The sequence below is a fragment of the Amycolatopsis iheyensis genome (assembly GCF_024703995.1).
In the GTDB taxonomy this organism is placed as follows: domain Bacteria; phylum Actinomycetota; class Actinomycetes; order Mycobacteriales; family Pseudonocardiaceae; genus Amycolatopsis; species Amycolatopsis iheyensis.
In genome coordinates, this window is the sequence record NZ_JAMXQV010000006.1 from 309,032 (window position 1) to 324,169 (window position 15,138).

The following is a 15,138-nucleotide window of genomic DNA, read 5'->3' on the forward strand; positions in this document are numbered from 1 at the left end:
CCATGTCCACCGTGTTCTGGCGGCTGTGGATCGCCGCCGGCCTGTCGAGCCTCGCCGACGGCGTCCTCAAGGTCGCGTTGCCGCTGGTCGCGGTCGGGTACACCCGCGAACCCGCGCTCGTCGCCGGGCTCGCCGTCGCCTTCAGCCTGCCCTGGCTCGTCTTCGCGCTGCCCGCCGGCGCGCTCGTCGACCGGCTCGACCGCCGGCGCGCGATGCTCGCCGCGAACCTCGTCCGCGGTGGCCTGCTCGCCGCCGTCGCCGTGCTGACCGCGCTCGGCGGGGGCTCGATCTGGGCGCTGTACGTCGTCGCCCTGGGTGCCGGGATCGCCGAGACGCTCTACGACACCGCCGCGCAGTCGATCGTGCCGCAGGTCGTCGGGCGCGCCCAGCTCGCCCGCGCCAACGGCCGGATGTACGCCGCCGAGCAGACGGCCAACGAGTTCGCCGGCCCGCCGCTCGCCGGGGTGCTGGCCGCGGCCGGGGTCGTCGTCGCGCTCGTCGCCCCGGTCGCGTTGTGGGCGGTGGCCGTCGCGGCCCTGCTCCTCGTGCGCGGCGAATACCGCGTCCCGCGCGAACAACGCACCACCCTGCGCGCGGACATCGCCGAAGGACTGCGTTTCCTCGTCCGACACCGGGTCCTGCGGACGTTCTCGGTCATGGTCGGGACGTTCAACCTCGCCACCGGCGCGACGTTCGCCGTGCTCGTCCTCTACGCGGTCGGCCCGGGCTCGGCGATGGGACTGTCCGAACCGGCCTTCGGCCTGCTGATGGCCACGACCGCCGCCGGTGGGCTGGTCGGCGCGCTGCTCGCGGAGCCGGTCGAGCGTCGGCTCGGAAGGGTGCGGGCGCTGTGGGTGTCGTGGCTCGCGGGCGGGTTGCCGGTCGGCGCGCTCGCGGTGACCGCGAACCCGTACGCCGTCGGCGCGGCGTTCTTCACCGGCGGTGTGGGCATCCTGGTGTCGAACGTCGTGATGGTGTCACTGCGCCAGGAGCTCACGCCCGACCACCTGCTCGGCCGGGTCGGCAGCAGCCACCGGCTCGTCGCGTGGGGCACGAAGTCCCTCGGCGCGCTGGCAGGCGGGGCGATCGCCCAGGCCTTCGGGCTGCGGGCGGTGTTCGTCGTGATGGCCGTGCCGGCCTTCGCCGTCGTGGCCGGGCTCCGCGCGGTGTCCGAGGATCAGCGCGGATGTGTTTCGGCGTAGGCGTTCCAGACCTTCTTCGGCACGCACATCCGCCACGCGTCGAGGACGAGCTCGCGCATCTCCTCGACGTCGACCGCCGCGAGCCGGCACTGGACCCACTGGTAGCGCAGATCCGCTGGCTCGGGCATGAGGAACTTCTCCGGCTCGCCGGCGACGAGCGCGTCCCGCTGGTCGCGGGGATATCCGAAGCCCAGCACGGTTTCGTCCCGCGACAGCGCGGCGAAAACGATCTGCCCGACCCGGAACTTGGCGCGGTCCCGCACGTACGCCTGGTAGGCGCGGGGGAGGGTCAGAGCGAACGCGCGGACGTCGTCACCGGTGGCCATGCCGGTCATTCAACCGCAGGAACCGGCGGCGCGGGAGGCCGCGCCGCCGGTTTCCGCCTCGGTCAGGCCCGGCAGTTCCGGCCGCGGTTCACGCAGTTGACGAGCCCGTTCATGATCCGCTGCGACATCACGTTGGCGAAGTCGTCGTGGTCGGAGAACGGGTTGTGCTTCTCCTGCGGGAAGGCGTCCACTTTGTACTGCTTCTTGACCTGGATGTCGTGCGGGATGTCGTAGGTCAGCGAGATCTGCAGCTGCGGCACGGCCTTGAACCCCTTGGCGCAGCGGCCGAACTGGTCCGGGAACACGATGTGCGTGCGGTGGTTGGCGCTGTCGGTGTTCTTGCCGTCCCAGCAGCTCGGGAACGTGTGTATCCGCTTGACCTTGCTGTTGGCCGGGCAGATCGGGTACTTGTCGGTGACCCGGTTCTCGAACCCGGTGCACGTCCAGCTCGCCCGGGCGTTGGCCGGCCCGTTGGTCGACACCTTCGCGTCGCCGTAGAGCACGCGCAGGAACCGCGGCATCGCCACGACCTTGCCCACCGGGCTGCCGCGGAAGGTGATCTGGACCTTTTGCGGGCGCAGGATCTTGCCGTCGTTGCCGGGCAGCTCGTTGTTGTCGTCCTGGCCGGGCAGCGCACCACCCGCAGTCGAGCTCGGCGGCGGGGTCGGCGTGCCGGTGTCCTTGCCGGGCTTCGGCGCGCACGGCGCGAGCCCGCCGAGATCCGTCGGCTTCGGCGCGAACCGGGCGATGATGGTGGCGATCCGCTCGAGGATCGCGGCGCGCCGGTCCTTCAGCGGGCCGAGGATGGCGTTCTGGACGAAGTTCGCGCCGCCCTGGCCCTGCGTCTGCGCGACGCGCTGGTTGGCCTCGTCGGTCTGCGTGTCGAGCTGGTCGAGGTTGCTGTCGACCTCGGCCATCGCCTGGTCGGGGACGTCGGCGAGCTTGCTCGCGACGTCGGGGCAGGCGACCTGGACGGTCTTGGCCTCCTGGTCGGCCTGCGCGCGGTCGCCGTCCGGCTTCTTCGCGGGCTCGTTCTTCTCCTCTTCGCCCGTGTCGATGCGCACGACCGGCCAGAAGTAGGCGGACTTGTCACCGTTGCGGCACGTGGTGCCGGCCTTGGCGAGGCTCTTGTTGTTGGAGTCGGCGTTCGTCGAGAGGTTGCCGACGTAGTCGTGCAGGTGCTGGGCGCCGTTGCGGACGCCGGGCTGGGCGATGAAGTTGTCCGGGTTGAAGTGCTGGTTCTCGTTGCGGCCGCAGTCGACGGTGAAGGTGCCGGTCGACGCGCCGCTGACCGGGCGCGGGTCGAACTGGTTCGGCTTCACCTTCAGGATGTCGACGAAGAACGCGGGGTTCGCCTCGTCGGCGCTGGCCTCACCGGTGTTGCCGGTGGTCGTCGCGACGACGATGCCGCCGACCGCGATCGCCAGGGCGAGGCCGCCGGTCGCGATCTTCGTTCTGCGGGAAATGCGATGGCGCCCTTGGGTTCGGGACATGGGTGGATCCTCCGGGTGTCGGGCTGGCGGGAGTGCGCGACACTGATGGGCTTCGGGCAAAGCTCGAGTTCATCAGGAATGCGTCGGCGGGGCGGACGATTTCCGGCCGGCCACCGACCCGACATCGATGGGTGCGCGGCCACCTGCCCGCGGCCACGCCGTCAACCGGCTGGTTATCGTTCCGTGATGGAAGCTACACCGGGGTTTGACACGGAGCAAGAAGGGATTTCCGGCAATCACGAACCGTTAGTCGTGGTTTCGGTTTCCGTAGTCGTCCCTGGTCGCGAAAAGCCGCCGGGAATGCACGGGGAATGGCGTACGCGAAAAACGCGGGCACGACGGCCCGCGACTGGATCACGCTGGATCGCCGCGCGTGTCCCACTCCGGCGTACTCGGGTGTGCGGTCATCCTGGGCCTCTGACCGGCGGGTTGTCCAGCTTCCGGGGGTGTGGCGAAAAACTTTGAACCGATCCGAACCGCCGTACGTATCCCTGGGTGAGACCCGCCGAATGCCCACCGACCGGGGCCCCGGCGGAGTGAATGACCCATTCATGTCGTCCGGTGACAGGAATGAGTCATTCACTTCAGCGAAGCGCCGCCGGGACCGCCGGAATCGCGGACAGGGCCGAGTTCAGGCGGTGACCCACCGCCAATCCCACCTGCTCCCGCAGCTCGGCCAGCTTCACGACGTCGATGCCGGTCGCGATGCCTTCGCCGTGGAAGAAGTCGACCAGGTCGTCCGTCGCGACATTGCCGGACGCCCCCCGGGCGAACGGGCAGCCGCCGAGGCCGCCCAGCGCCGAGTCGAACCGGCGGATGCCCAGTGACAGGCCCTCCCACGCGTTGGCCGCCGCGCGGCCGTAGGTGTTGTGCAGGTGCAGCCCGAGCGGGACGTTCGGCAGCTCGTCGCGCACCGCGGACACCGTCGCGCGCAGCCGGCCCGGCCGGGCCGCGCCGATCGTGTCGGCGAGGTGGACCACCCGCGCGCCCAGCGCCCCCAGCCGTGCGGCCACGCCGGCCGTCCGATCGGGGTCGGTGTCGCCGTCGAACGGGCAGACGAACGCCGTCGCCACCGACGCTTCGATGGCGACGCCGGCCTCGGTGAGCAGGGCCGCGCAGCCAGCGAGCCGGTCGAGCGCCGCGGCGGTCGGCACGCCGGCGTTGGCGGTGCTGTGCCCGTCGCTGGCCGACACGACCAGCCGCACCGAGCGGGCGCCCGCGTCGATCGCCTGCCGCGCGCCGCGCTCGGTGAACACGAGGGTGTGCAGGACCGCCGGCGCGTCCAGCAGCGTTTTCAGCACCTCGCCGGTGTCGGCCATCTGCGGCACCCGCCGTGCGGAGACGAACGAGCCGACCTCCAGCGCGCGCAGCCCGGCGTCGACGAGGCCGCGGGCGAGCCGGACCTTTTCGTGCGTGGGCACGGTGATCGGCTCGTCCTGGAGGCCGTCGCGCAGCACGACCTCGGTGATGAGGACTTCGGTCATGGTCAGATCACTCCGTTCGCTCGCAGGTTCGCGACTTCTTCGCCGGTGATGCCGAGTTCGGCGAGCACCGCTTCCGTGTGTGCGCCCAGCTCGGGGCCGAGCGCGCGGGTCCGCCCGGGTCGTTCGGTCAGCGTCGGCACGATGCCGGGGAAGGTGACTTCGGTGTCGTGGCCGGGCACCCGGTGCCGCTCGTGCATGCCGCGCGCGGCGAAGTGCGGGTCCTTGGCGATGTCGGCGGCGGTCAGGATCGGTCCACACGGGACGGACGCGCCACGCAGCACAGCCTCGGCGGCTTCCTGGGTCAGCGTCGCCGTCCACGCGCCGATCGCGGCGTCGAGCAGCTCGGTGTGCTCGACGCGGCCGGCGTTGTCGGCGAACCGCGGGTCGACGGCGAGGTCGGCGCGCCCGATGGCGTGCATGAGCCGGCCGAAGATGGCGTCGCCGTTGCCGCTGACCACGATGTACTTGCCGTCGGCGCAGCGGTGGGTGTTGGACGGCGCCACCCCGGGCAGTGTGGAACCGGCCGGACCGCGTTCGACGCCGAACGCGTCGTAGTCCGGCAACAACGACTCCATCAGCGAGTAGACGGCCTCGTAGAGCGCGACGTCGACCACCTCACCCGGCGTCGCGCCCGGCTCGCGGTCGCGCCGGAGCAGGCCCATCAGCGCGCCGATCACCGCGTAGAGCCCGGCGACGGAGTCGGCGAGGCTGACCCCGACGCGGGTGGGTGGCCGGTCGGGGTAGCCGGTGAGCGCCCGCAGCCCGCCGATCGCCTCGGCGACGCCGCCGAAGCCGGGCCGGTCGCGGTAGGGGCCGGTCTGGCCGTAGCCGGAGACGCGGACGACGACCAGCCGCGGGTTGAGCGCACGCAGCTCGTCCGGGCCGAGGCCCCAGCGTTCGAGCGTGCCGGGCCGGAAGTTCTCCAGGAGGACGTCGCTGCGCACGGCGAGCGCGCGGACGATTTCCTGGCCTTCGGGGCGGCGCAGGTCGACGGTCACCGAGCGCTTGTTGCGGCCCAGCGTGCGGAACAGCAGCGACGTGTCGCCGCCGTGCAGCCGCCAGCGTCGCAGCTCGTCGCCGGTGCCCGGGCGCTCGACCTTGACGACGTCGGCGCCGAAGTCGGCCAGCAGGCGACCGGCGGTGGGCGCGGCGATGAAGTTCCCCAGTTCGACCACCCGGACACCGGTCAGCGGCCCGGTTTGTTCACTCATGCCCGACTCCAAACCACGATGTGAGTTGCAAACTCAGAATACGGGCGAGTGTCGCGGAGTCAACCGGCTTGAGCGTGGATAGACTGTGCGGCACACCACGGGCACGGGGCGGGGCGGATGGCAGAGGAAGAACGCAGCGGCACGACGCCGGTGCTGGTCCTGCGCAAGTTCAAGCAGATCCTCGAGTCGTTCACGATCGACAACCCCGAGCTGACGCTGCAGCAGATCACCCGGTCCACCGGGCTGCCGGCGAGCACGTGCCAGCGGCTGGTCCACAACCTGGTGCGCGAGGGCTTCCTCGACCGCTACGACGACACCTACCGCGTCGGGCTCGGCCTGGTCCGCTGGGCGGCGCCGGGCACGTTCGGCCTCGACCTGGTCCGGCTGACCCGGCCCGTGCTGCAGCAGCTGCGCGACGAAACGGGCGAGACGGCGTGCCTGTACGTCCGCGACGGCGCGTACCGCACGGTGATCTCGCTGGCCGAGTCGCGCCACCCGGTGGTTCGGCTGTTCGTCGTCGGCATGGTGATGCCGCTGCACGCCGGCTCGGCCGGCAAGGTGTTCCTGGCCTGGGACAAGCTCGCAGTCAAGGACGCGATCGGGCACGGGCTGGCCCGGTTCACCCCGCGCACGGTCGTCGACATCGACCTGCTGTCCGACCAGCTCGGCCAGATCCGCGACGCCGGGTACGCGGTGAGCTTCGAGGAGCGCGACCTCGGCGCGGCGTCGCTCAGCGCGCCGGTGTTCGGATTGAACGGCGAGGTCAGCGCGGCGATCGGGATCGGCGCGCCGACCCAGCGGATGACGGCGGCCGACGTGCCGCGGCTCGCGCCGATCGTGGTCGAGGCCGGCCGGCGGGCTTCGGAACGGCTGGGGTACCGGCCGGGTGTCGAGCGGGTCGCCGCGCTCTGAGTCTTCCAGGCGCCGCCCGATTCATGCCGTTCGATGCCTTGTTGTCCCTTGACGCACTCCGACGCGGTCCGGTCTGTCCTTGACTCCACGCCGTGGCCGTCACATTATGGGTCGGCCAACCACATAGTGGAGAAGTCAAAGGAGACGACGGATGGCGAACACCTACGACGCCACCGCGCCGGACACCGGCACGATCGCGGGCCGGCTCGACCGGCTGCCCATCACCCGCACGCACCGGCGGGCCACGGTCGCCGTCGGGCTCGGCCTGTTCTTCGACTTCTACGAGGTCTTCCTGACCGGCGTGCTGAGTTCGGTGCTCGTCAAGGAGTTCAGCCTCTCGAAGGCGGAGCTGCCGCCGCTGCTGGCGTCGACGTTCGTCGGCATGTTCTTCGGGGCCCTGCTGCTCGGCCGGCTCGCCGACCGGTTCGGCCGGCGCGGCGCGTTCCTGCTGAACCTCGGCCTCTACTCGGTGTTCTCGCTGCTCGGCGCGTTCAGCGGCAGTGCGTTGATGCTGCTGATCACCCGGTTCTTCGCGGGCATCGGCCTGGGCGCGGAGCCGCCGCTGGCCGACACCTACCTCACCGACCTGCTGCCGGCCCGCAAGCGCGGCCGGTTCATCGCCTGGGCGTACACGCTGGCGTTCTGCGGCTTCCCGGTCGTCGGCTTCCTCGCCCGCGGCCTGACCGAGCACGAGATCCTCGGCATCGCGGGCTGGCGCTGGCTGTTCGTGATCGGCGCGCTCGGCGCGGGCGCGGTCTTCCTGCTGCGGCGCGGCCTGCCCGAGTCGCCGCGCTGGCTGGACTCCGTCGGCCGCACCGAAGAGGCCGAGCACCTGGTGGCCGGGCTCGAGGCCGAGGCCGCCGGCACCGTCCACGAGAGCCCCGCCCCGGCGCGCGGGGTCAACCGCAAGCGTGCCGCCGCGCCGGTGCGCGAGCTGTTCGGGCCGGCGCTGCGCCGCCGCACCTGGATGATGGTCGTGTTCCAGATCCTGCAGACCCTCGGCTACTACGGCTTCGGCACGCTGGTTCCGCTGGTGCTGGCCGCCAAGGGGTACGCGGTTTCGGAGTCGCTGCTGTTCGCCGCCCTGACCTACCTCGGTTACCCGGTCGGCTCGGCGTTGTCGCTGCCGATCGTGGAGCGCGTCGAACGGAAGTACCTGGTGGTCGGCTCGGTGCTGGCGATGGCCGGGTTCGGGATCGCCTTCGGGTACGCGGATTCGATGGCGCTGATCCTGGTGTTCGGCTTCCTGTACACCGCGACGAGCAACCTGTTCTCGAACGCCTACCACATCTACCAGGCGGAGATCTTCCCGACGGCCCTGCGCTCGACGGCCTCGAGCGGCACGTATTCGTTGTCGCGCCTGGCGAGTGGCGCGATGCCGTTCGTGCTGCTGCCGTTGCTGAACTCGGCCGGCCCGACGCGGTTGTTCCTGGTGGTCGCGGCGGCGCTGGTGGTGGTCGCGGTGGACATCGCGGTGCTGGGCCCGCGCACGACGGGCCGCCGGCTGGAGAACGTCAACGACGAGGCCGTGCAGCCGCTTCGATGACCGCGGCTGCCTCGTCGGCCGGCACCCGCGAGGTGTCGACGACGAGGCGCTCCCGGGTCCACGGCTCGTACTCGCGGGCCACGATCGCCGCCCAGGTCGGCGGGACGTGGCCCGCGATGCCGGTGTCGCGGGTTTCCGCGCGGCGCCGGTGTTCGGCGGGGTCCGAGCAGACGATCTCGGCTTCGAGCAGCCGCGCGCCGTGGGCGGTCGCGGTGTCGCGCCACGCGTCCCGGGTGACGGCGAGCGGGTTCACGCACTCGGCGATCACGCTGACGCCGGTGCGGAGCAGGTCGGCGGCGACCGCCCGCGCGACGACGTAGCCGACCGGCCCGAGCGGCGGCGTCAGCGCCGTGCTGCCGAGGACGGCTTGCTCGATCGTGTCGACGCGCAGGAACGAGAACCCGGTCCGCCGGGCCAGTTCCGCGGCGACGGTGCTCTTCCCGGTCGCGGGCAGCCCGCCGACGACGATCAGCAGCGGAGACACCGCCGCATGATCGCACGGCCGACGCCGGGGCATCGGCGCACGGTCGCCCGCCCGCAGGGCGGCGCCGCGTGAGCGCGCGGCCTCAGGTCAGCGCCGCACGATCGCACGGCCGGCCCGGGGTACCGCCGCGTGATCGCACGGCCCGCCTCGGGCGCCGCCGCGTGATCGCACGGCCGGCCGCCAGGCGCCGCCGCGTGAGCGAATTTGCCGCCCTGGGCAGCGCCGATCGCCCAGCCGGCCCAGGGCGCCGCCCGTGATCGCGCGCCCCGTCCCGGGCAGCGCCGCATCGAAGGCGGCCAAGTCCCTCGATGCGGCCGCCCTCCTCAGGAAGCCGCTTCCCGGGCCTGCAACCCCCGCCGCAACGTCGTCAGCGCCCGGTGCTGGGCCACGCGCACCGCGCCCGCGCTGCGCAACCCCACCGCCGCCGCCGTCTCTTCCGCCGACAGGCCCAAGATGATCCGCAGCACCAGGATCTCCCGCTGGCGGGCGGGGAGCGTCGCGAGCAACCCTTCCGACCAGTCGAGTGCCGCCGAGCGTTCGGCCTCCTCGCCTGTCGGGTCGCCGCCGCCCACCCAGCGGTCCGCCGGGGGCTCGGCCACCGGGCTGGTGCGGTCGCGGGCGCGACGGCGGTGGAAGTCGGACACCTTGTGCGCCGCGATGCCGAAGACGAAGGCGACGAACCCGTCGGCTTCGTAGCGGTACCCCGGCAGTGCCCCGACCACCGCCAGCAGCACCTCCTGCGCGCAGTCTTCGGCGTCGGACGAGCCGTCCTGCCACGTCCCGAGCCGGCCGAGGCAGTAGCGGAACACGATCGGCCGCAGCGCGCGCAGCAGCCCGGCCACCGCGGCGCGGTTCCCGGTCATCGCCGACCGGACGAGGTCTGGGTCGAGCGAGAACGGCGCCGAAGACGTGCCTTCGGCGGATTGCGGCGGCATGCGGCTACTCCCCTCGGGCACACCAGGCGACGGACAGTCACGACGCTAAGTCACGCCGAGTGGCCGCCACACCGGCCGGGCGACCACGGCGGCCCGGGTCTTCCGGCCCTGGCGCGGGACCCCGCGGTGTGCCGCCCGCGCCGCGTGGCCGCCGCCCGGGCCGAACGGCCCTATCGGCGGGCCGGGGCCGCCGATCACGCTGGTGACCGGGGATTTTTCACAGGAGAAACACAGGGACGCGATGGTGGACGACGTGGGCTTCGGGCTGCTGCTCGACCGGGCGCAGTGCCTTGCCCTGCTGCGGACGGCGAGCCTCGGGCGGGTGATCTTCACCCACCGCGCCATGCCCGCGGTCCGCCCGGTGCGCTTCACCGTCGTCGACGACGCCGTCGTGTTCGCCGTGCCCACCGGCAGTCCCCTCTACGCGGGCGCGCGTGACGCCGTCGTCGCGTTCGAGGCCGACGACTTCGCCGCGGACTTCGGCGCCGGCTGGTACGTCAGCCTGCTCGGCCGCGCCACCGAGTCCGGCGGCACCGACGGCGACGCGATCGCCTGCCTATGCCCGTGCCCGTCGCTGGCCGGTCGCCGGTTCCTGCGGATCCCGGTCGAGGCGATCACCGGCCACCGCATCAGCTGTCACGCCGAGTAACCCCGCGAATTCCGTAACAGCCGCGTGCCGCCGATCGACCCACCGGATGGACGAACCGGATTGGGCCGGCGCGGGCAGTAGCCTGTGGGACCCTTGACGGCCCGGGGAACACCCCGGGAGCGGGCTGACACGGGGTCGACGGGAAGTGACGGACGAGATCAGCATGCCGGTGATCCTGGCGGCGGTGGCCGGGATCGCGCGGGAGCTGGAAGTGCCGGCGTTGCTGGACCGCGCCGTGAAGAGCGCGTGCGAGCTGGTCGGCGCCCGCGGCGGCCGGCTCGAAGTGACCGGCCCCGAGGGCGAAGTGACCGCCGAGTACGGCCGCGCGCCGGCCGCGGGCGCGGTCGAGTTGCCGATCCGGGCCGGCGAGCAGGTGTTCGGCACGTTCACCGTCGAACCCGGCGGTGTGGGGTTCGGCCGCCGCGAGCGCGAGGTGCTGGGCGCGCTGGCCGCGGCGACCGGGATGGCCGTCGAAAAAGCCGTGCTGGTCGACGGGCTGCGCCGCCGCGAACGCTGGCTGGAAGCCTCCTACGACGTCACGCGTGCCCTGCTCGGCGCCCAGGACCTGCGGGCCACGCTGCGGCTGATCGCCGAACGCGCCCGCGTGGTCGCCGGCGGCACCGGCGGCGCGATCGCGCTGCCCGACGGGCCGGGCCGGCTCGTGTTCGACGTCGTCGAGCCGCCGGGGGAGGACTCCGAGCGGCTCACCGGGCTCACCGTCCCGACCGAGGGCACCGCCACCGGCATCGCCTTCACGACCCGGCGGCCGGTGGTGGTGCGCGACTACGGCGAGCACGTCCAGAACGAGCAGCGCGACCGCGCCGGGCCGATGCCCGCGATGATCAAGGACCTCGACTCGGCCATCTCGGTGCCGCTGATCGTCGGCGAGGAGACCCTCGGGGTGCTGCTGGTCGCGAAGTTCCGCGACAAGTCGCCGTTCACCGACTCCGACGTCCAGCTGGCCGAGACGTTCGCCGGGCACGCGGCGCTGGCCGTCGAGTTCTCCCGGGCGCAGGAGGCGCGTCAGCAGCTGGCGGTGTTCGAAGACCGCGACCGGATCGCCCGCGACCTGCACGACCTGGTCATCCAGCGGCTGTTCGCGACCGGGCTCGGGCTCGAGGGTGTCAGCCGGCTGATCGCCGACCCGGGGGTCGGCGCGCGCGTCGCCGGGTTCGCCCAGGACCTCGACGGCACCATCCGCGAAATCCGCAACAGCATCTTTTCCCTGCAGGCGCCCGCGCAGGCCCAAGGCAGCCTGCGGGCGGAGCTGCTGCGAGTGGCCGTCGACGCGCGTGACACGCTGGGCTTCGAACCGCGCGTCGGCTTCGACGGCCCGCTGGACGCCGCCGTGCCGGACGCGGTCCGCTCGGACCTGATCGCGTCGCTGCGGGAAGCTTTGACGAACGTCGCCCGCCACGCCGGGGCGAGCTCGTGCTCGGTGGAGGTCACCGTCGACGGGCTCGGCCGGCGGCTGAGCCTGGTGGTGCGCGACGACGGGACCGGGCCACCCGAGGGAGAAGGCCGGGTCAGCGGCCTGGCCAACCTGGCCGCGCGGGCGGCCCGGTGGAGCGGGAACTGCGTGCTGGCGGCCGCCGAAGACGGCGGCTCCCGGCTGGACTGGACTGCCGAGCTGCCGGCACGGGCCGGCGAGCAGGGGAGTGGGCGATGACGATCTCGGTGTTCCTGCTGGACGACCACGAGCTGGTCCGCACCGGGCTGAAGACCGTCTTCGAGTCCGAAGAGGACATCGAGGTGGTCGGGGAGGCGGGCACGGCGGCCGAAGCGCTCGTCCGGATCCCGCAGGCCCGGCCCGACGTCGCGATCCTCGACGTCCGGCTGCCCGACGGCCAGGGCGTCGAGGTGTGCCGCGAGATCCGCTCGACGGTCGCGCCGCCGCCCGCGTGCCTGATGCTGACGTCCTATTCGGACGACGACGCGCTGTTCGGCGCGATCATGGCGGGCGCGGCCGGGTACATGCTGAAGCAGGTGTCCGGGCGGTCGCTGGTCGACGCGGTCCGGACGGTCGCCGTCGGCGGCTCGCTGCTGGACGCCACGCTCACCGCGTCCGTCATGAACAAGCTGCGCGGCGAGGACGTGGCCGCGCCGGACCCGCGGTACGAGCAGCTCAGCCCGCAGGAGCGGCGGGTGCTGGACCTCGTGGCGGAGGGCCTGACCAACCGGCAGATCGCGGAGCGGCTGTTCCTTGCGGAGAAGACGGTGAAGAACTACGTGTCGTCGGTGCTGCACAAGCTCGGCGTCGAGCGGCGCACCTCGGCCGCGGTGTACGTGTCGCAGCGACGCGCCGACGGTGGCCGTTCAAGCTGATCACACGCCCACTCGGCGCAAACCCGTGGCGCATCCGACGTATCTGGCCACCGATGCGATACACCTGTCGGGTGACGCACGCCGGTCGCGTGCGCGGCAGAGGGGACGGCATGTCGGGGTTGTCGAGCGGGGACTATGTCACGCAGCAGATCAGAGCGCTCGCGCAAGCGGTGCTCAAGGAAGGGGCCGGCGGGGTCGGCACCCGGAGTTTCCAGCTGGCGGAGCACTTGGCGGCGGAAGGCGGCGTCCACCGCGGCGACATCCTGACCGCGACGGCGACGCTGCTGGCCATGACGGCTTGGTGCGACGGCGAAGCCGAGGCGGCCGTCCGGTTCGCGGAACTGGCCGGGGAGCAAGGCGAAGACTCGCGCGAGCTGGTGACGCACCTGCTGCGCCTGGAGGCCGGCGCGGAGGAGGGCTGGCTGCCGCGGGAACAGGTGGAAGCGTTGCTGGAGTACGCGCGCAAGGCCCGCCGGAGCGACTTGGCACTGCGCGTGCGCGCGATCGCCGGTGCGAAACGAGGCGGCCGCCACCGCCGCGACAACTAGGTCTGCCGCGGCCGGGGGGGGGGGGTGGGGGGGGGGGGGGGGGCCCCCCCCCCCCCCCCCCCCCCGCCCGGGGGGGGGGGGGGGGGGGGGGGGGGGGCGGGGGGCCCCCCCCCCCCCCCCCACCCCCCACGACCCGGTAGCCGGCGCGGCTAGTTCGTGAGGGGACGTGCCGGGTCCGCCAGTTCCCCGGCGTTCACCTTCCGTCCACTTCGGATGAGTTCGCGCACCGCGTCCAGTCCTTCGTCCCACTGGTTGACGTGCAGGCCCGCCACCACCCGGCCGTCCGACAGCCAGAACGCGTGGAACGCGTCGGTGCCGCCGCGGGTCACCACGCTGTCGTAGCCGCCCGGCGGGAACCAGCCGGTGAACTCCATGCCCATGTCGTACTGGTCGGTGAAGAAGTACGGCAGGTCGTCGTGGACGACCTCCCGGCCGAGCATCGAGCGGGCCGCCGCCGTGCCGCCGTTCGTCGCTTCCGCCCAGTGCTCGACGCGGATGCGGCGGTCGTAGGCCGCGTGCCACACGCTCGCCACGTCGCCCGCCGCGAAGACGTCCGGATCCTCGGTGCGCAGGGCCGCGTCGACCGAAATCCCGTTGTCCACGGCCAGACCCGCCTCCTCGGCGAGCTGCGTCTCGGGCCGGGCGCCGATCCCGACCACGACGACGTCCGCCGGGATCTCACCCGCGTCGGTCCGGACCGCGGTCACCGTCGAGTCGCCCGCGAAGCCCGTCACGCCGGTGCCGAGCCGCAGGTCGACGCCGTGACCGCGGTGCAGGTCGGCGAAGTAGCCGCCCAGCTCGGCGCCGAGGGTGGCGTGCAGCGGGGTCGGCTCGGGCTCGACGATCGTCACCTCGCAGCCGTAGCCGCGGGCCGCGGCCGCGGTTTCGAGGCCGATCCAGCCGGCACCCGCCACGACGACCCGCCCGCCCGCGGCCAGCGCGTCGCGCAGGCGGTCGGCGTGCGCGAGCCGGCGCAGGTAGTGCACGCCCTTGAGGTCGTTGCCCGGCACCCGCAGCCGCCGCGGCGACGCGCCGGTCGCCAGCAGCAGCTTCGTGTAGCCGACGCGTTCCCCGCCCGCCAGCTCGACCTCGTGGGCGGCCCGGTCCAGCGCCGTGACCCGCCGGCCGGTCAGCACCTCGATCTTCTGGTCGGCGTACCACTTCTCGTCGTGCACGAAGACCGACGCGCGGTCCTCCTGGCCGAGCAGGTAGCCCTTCGACAGCGGCGGCCGCTCATAGGGCAGGTCGGGTTCCGCGCCGATGAGGACGATCCGCCCGGCGAACCCCTCGGCGCGCAGGGTTTCCGCGGCCTTCGCGCCGGTCAGCCCGCCGCCGACGATGACGTGGGTGTCCATCAGGCGCTCACCCCGGTCAAGGCGAAGAACTCCTGCCGCGTCTTGGGTTCCTCGCGCAGCAGGCCGTGCAGCGAGGAGGTGACGGTCAGCGCGCCGGTCGCCCGGACCCCGCGCAGGGACATGCACAGGTGCTCGGCCTCGATGACGACGCCGACGCCCTTGGGCGCCAGGTGCTCCTGCAGCCAGTCGGCGACCTGCTTGGTCAGCCGTTCCTGCACCTGCAGGTCACGCGCGAAGAGCTCGACGACGCGGGCGAGCTTCGACAGGCCCAGGATCCGCTCGCCGGGCAGGTAGCCCACGTGCGCGACGCCGCGGAAGGGCAGCAGGTGGTGCTCGCACAGCGACTGCACCGGGATGCTCTTCGCCAGGACGAGCTCGTCGTAGCCCTCGTCGTTGGGGAACGTCGTCAGCTGGAAGTCGCGCGGCTGAAGCATTTCCGCGTAGGCCTTCGCCACCCGCCGCGGGGTGTCGCCGAGGTGCTCCGAAGACGGGTCCTTCCCCAGCGCGCGCAGCAGGTCGGCGACCGCGCGTTCCGCCGCGTGCAGGTCCACGGCGTCCCGGTCGTGGACGACACCGAGGTGCCGCAGCGGCACCGGCTCACTGACGGGATCGACGGTCACGGAGGCCTCCTTCTAAAACCAAGTCGAGCCGACGTTAGAAGCCCGTGC

The 15,138-nt window shown here is 72.7% G+C and carries 15 protein-coding genes; 7 read left to right on the forward strand and 8 right to left on the reverse strand.

What is annotated here, in order from left to right; genetic code table 11:
- Positions 1-2: 2 nt before the first annotated feature.
- Entirely contained in the window at positions 3-1,202 is a 1,200-nt protein-coding gene (locus M8542_RS13795; RefSeq protein WP_257920517.1) for an MFS transporter, read from the forward strand.
- On the opposite strand, the gene M8542_RS13800 is transcribed toward M8542_RS13795, so the two are convergent.
- From M8542_RS13800 to M8542_RS13815, 4 genes are all read right to left on the reverse strand, one after another.
- Positions 1,178-1,528, reverse strand: coding sequence for an MmcQ/YjbR family DNA-binding protein (locus tag M8542_RS13800; RefSeq protein ID WP_257920518.1), 351 nt, complete (start codon positions 1,526-1,528; stop codon positions 1,178-1,180). The two genes, M8542_RS13795 and M8542_RS13800, sit on opposite strands and share 25 nt — an antisense overlap.
- Before the next feature lie 62 nt (positions 1,529-1,590).
- Positions 1,591-3,021 carry a DUF1996 domain-containing protein gene (locus tag M8542_RS13805; RefSeq protein WP_257920519.1) on the reverse strand — a complete coding sequence of 477 codons (1,431 nt, stop codon included), beginning with the start codon at positions 3,019-3,021 and terminating at the stop codon, positions 1,591-1,593.
- A gap of 584 nt (positions 3,022-3,605) precedes the next feature.
- The gene (locus tag M8542_RS13810; RefSeq protein ID WP_257920520.1) at positions 3,606-4,505 is read right to left on the reverse strand and encodes a hydroxymethylglutaryl-CoA lyase; all 900 of its coding nucleotides are present in this window, start codon (positions 4,503-4,505) and stop codon (positions 3,606-3,608) included.
- A 2-nt stretch (positions 4,506-4,507) separates the two neighbouring features.
- Positions 4,508-5,716: a CaiB/BaiF CoA transferase family protein gene (locus M8542_RS13815; RefSeq protein ID WP_257920521.1), complete on the reverse strand. Its 1,209-nt coding sequence runs from the start codon at positions 5,714-5,716 to the stop codon at positions 4,508-4,510.
- A gap of 117 nt (positions 5,717-5,833) precedes the next feature.
- On the opposite strand from M8542_RS13815, the gene M8542_RS13820 reads away from it, so the two are divergent.
- Positions 5,834-6,628 (forward strand): IclR family transcriptional regulator, encoded by a 795-nt coding sequence (locus M8542_RS13820; protein WP_257920522.1) that lies wholly within the window; start codon positions 5,834-5,836, stop codon positions 6,626-6,628.
- 151 nt (positions 6,629-6,779) lie between these two features.
- Complete coding sequence (locus tag M8542_RS13825; protein WP_257920523.1) at positions 6,780-8,174, forward strand: MFS transporter; 1,395 nt, start codon at positions 6,780-6,782, stop codon at positions 8,172-8,174.
- Here the strand turns inward: M8542_RS13825 and M8542_RS13830 are convergent.
- Positions 8,143-8,658: a P-loop nucleotide/nucleoside kinase family protein gene (locus M8542_RS13830; protein ID WP_257920524.1), complete on the reverse strand. Its 516-nt coding sequence runs from the start codon at positions 8,656-8,658 to the stop codon at positions 8,143-8,145. The genes M8542_RS13825 and M8542_RS13830 overlap by 32 nt on opposite strands.
- 323 nt (positions 8,659-8,981) lie before the next feature.
- Complete coding sequence (locus M8542_RS13835; protein ID WP_257920525.1) at positions 8,982-9,593, reverse strand: sigma-70 family RNA polymerase sigma factor; 612 nt, start codon at positions 9,591-9,593, stop codon at positions 8,982-8,984.
- Positions 9,594-9,834: 241 nt separating this feature from the next.
- Here M8542_RS13835 and M8542_RS13840 point away from each other — a divergent pair, with 241 nt between their 5' ends.
- The 4 genes from M8542_RS13840 to M8542_RS13855 all read left to right on the forward strand — a co-directional run bounded on the left by M8542_RS13840 (position 9,835) and on the right by M8542_RS13855 (position 13,115).
- The gene (locus M8542_RS13840; protein WP_257920526.1) at positions 9,835-10,242 is read left to right on the forward strand and encodes a pyridoxamine 5'-phosphate oxidase family protein; all 408 of its coding nucleotides are present in this window, start codon (positions 9,835-9,837) and stop codon (positions 10,240-10,242) included.
- Positions 10,243-10,405: 163 nt separating this feature from the next.
- Positions 10,406-11,911: a GAF domain-containing sensor histidine kinase gene (locus M8542_RS13845; protein WP_257920628.1), complete on the forward strand. Its 1,506-nt coding sequence runs from the start codon at positions 10,406-10,408 to the stop codon at positions 11,909-11,911.
- Positions 11,908-12,567 (forward strand): response regulator, encoded by a 660-nt coding sequence (locus tag M8542_RS13850; protein ID WP_257920527.1) that lies wholly within the window; start codon positions 11,908-11,910, stop codon positions 12,565-12,567. The genes M8542_RS13845 and M8542_RS13850 overlap by 4 nt, the downstream gene beginning before the upstream one ends.
- Before the next feature lie 110 nt (positions 12,568-12,677).
- The gene (locus M8542_RS13855; protein ID WP_257920528.1) at positions 12,678-13,115 is read left to right on the forward strand and encodes a hypothetical protein; all 438 of its coding nucleotides are present in this window, start codon (positions 12,678-12,680) and stop codon (positions 13,113-13,115) included.
- A 149-nt stretch (positions 13,116-13,264) separates the two neighbouring features.
- Here M8542_RS13855 and M8542_RS13860 read toward each other — a convergent pair whose 3' ends face one another.
- Both M8542_RS13860 and folE read right to left on the reverse strand, forming a co-directional pair.
- Complete coding sequence (locus M8542_RS13860; RefSeq protein WP_257920529.1) at positions 13,265-14,470, reverse strand: NAD(P)/FAD-dependent oxidoreductase; 1,206 nt, start codon at positions 14,468-14,470, stop codon at positions 13,265-13,267.
- Positions 14,470-15,090, reverse strand: coding sequence for a GTP cyclohydrolase I FolE (folE, locus tag M8542_RS13865; RefSeq protein WP_372508523.1), 621 nt, complete (start codon positions 15,088-15,090; stop codon positions 14,470-14,472). Before folE ends, M8542_RS13860 begins: the two co-directional genes overlap by 1 nt.
- Between the last annotated feature and the right edge of the window lie 48 nt (positions 15,091-15,138).

Coding starts and splice junctions, on each gene's coding strand:
- M8542_RS13815 (WP_257920521.1), bottom strand. CDS start 5,716: ATGAGTGAACAAACCGGGCCGCTGACCGGTGTCCGGGTGGTCGAACTG.
- M8542_RS13805 (WP_257920519.1), bottom strand. CDS start 3,021: ATGTCCCGAACCCAAGGGCGCCATCGCATTTCCCGCAGAACGAAGATC.
- M8542_RS13855 (WP_257920528.1), top strand. CDS start 12,678: ATGTCGGGGTTGTCGAGCGGGGACTATGTCACGCAGCAGATCAGAGCG.
- M8542_RS13840 (WP_257920526.1), top strand. CDS start 9,835: ATGGTGGACGACGTGGGCTTCGGGCTGCTGCTCGACCGGGCGCAGTGC.
- M8542_RS13845 (WP_257920628.1), top strand. CDS start 10,406: ATGCCGGTGATCCTGGCGGCGGTGGCCGGGATCGCGCGGGAGCTGGAA.
- M8542_RS13810 (WP_257920520.1), bottom strand. CDS start 4,505: ATGACCGAAGTCCTCATCACCGAGGTCGTGCTGCGCGACGGCCTCCAG.
- M8542_RS13835 (WP_257920525.1), bottom strand. CDS start 9,593: ATGCCGCCGCAATCCGCCGAAGGCACGTCTTCGGCGCCGTTCTCGCTC.
- M8542_RS13820 (WP_257920522.1), top strand. CDS start 5,834: ATGGCAGAGGAAGAACGCAGCGGCACGACGCCGGTGCTGGTCCTGCGC.
- M8542_RS13825 (WP_257920523.1), top strand. CDS start 6,780: ATGGCGAACACCTACGACGCCACCGCGCCGGACACCGGCACGATCGCG.
- M8542_RS13850 (WP_257920527.1), top strand. CDS start 11,908: ATGACGATCTCGGTGTTCCTGCTGGACGACCACGAGCTGGTCCGCACC.
- M8542_RS13795 (WP_257920517.1), top strand. CDS start 3: ATGTCCACCGTGTTCTGGCGGCTGTGGATCGCCGCCGGCCTGTCGAGC.
- M8542_RS13860 (WP_257920529.1), bottom strand. CDS start 14,470: ATGGACACCCACGTCATCGTCGGCGGCGGGCTGACCGGCGCGAAGGCC.
- M8542_RS13800 (WP_257920518.1), bottom strand. CDS start 1,528: ATGGCCACCGGTGACGACGTCCGCGCGTTCGCTCTGACCCTCCCCCGC.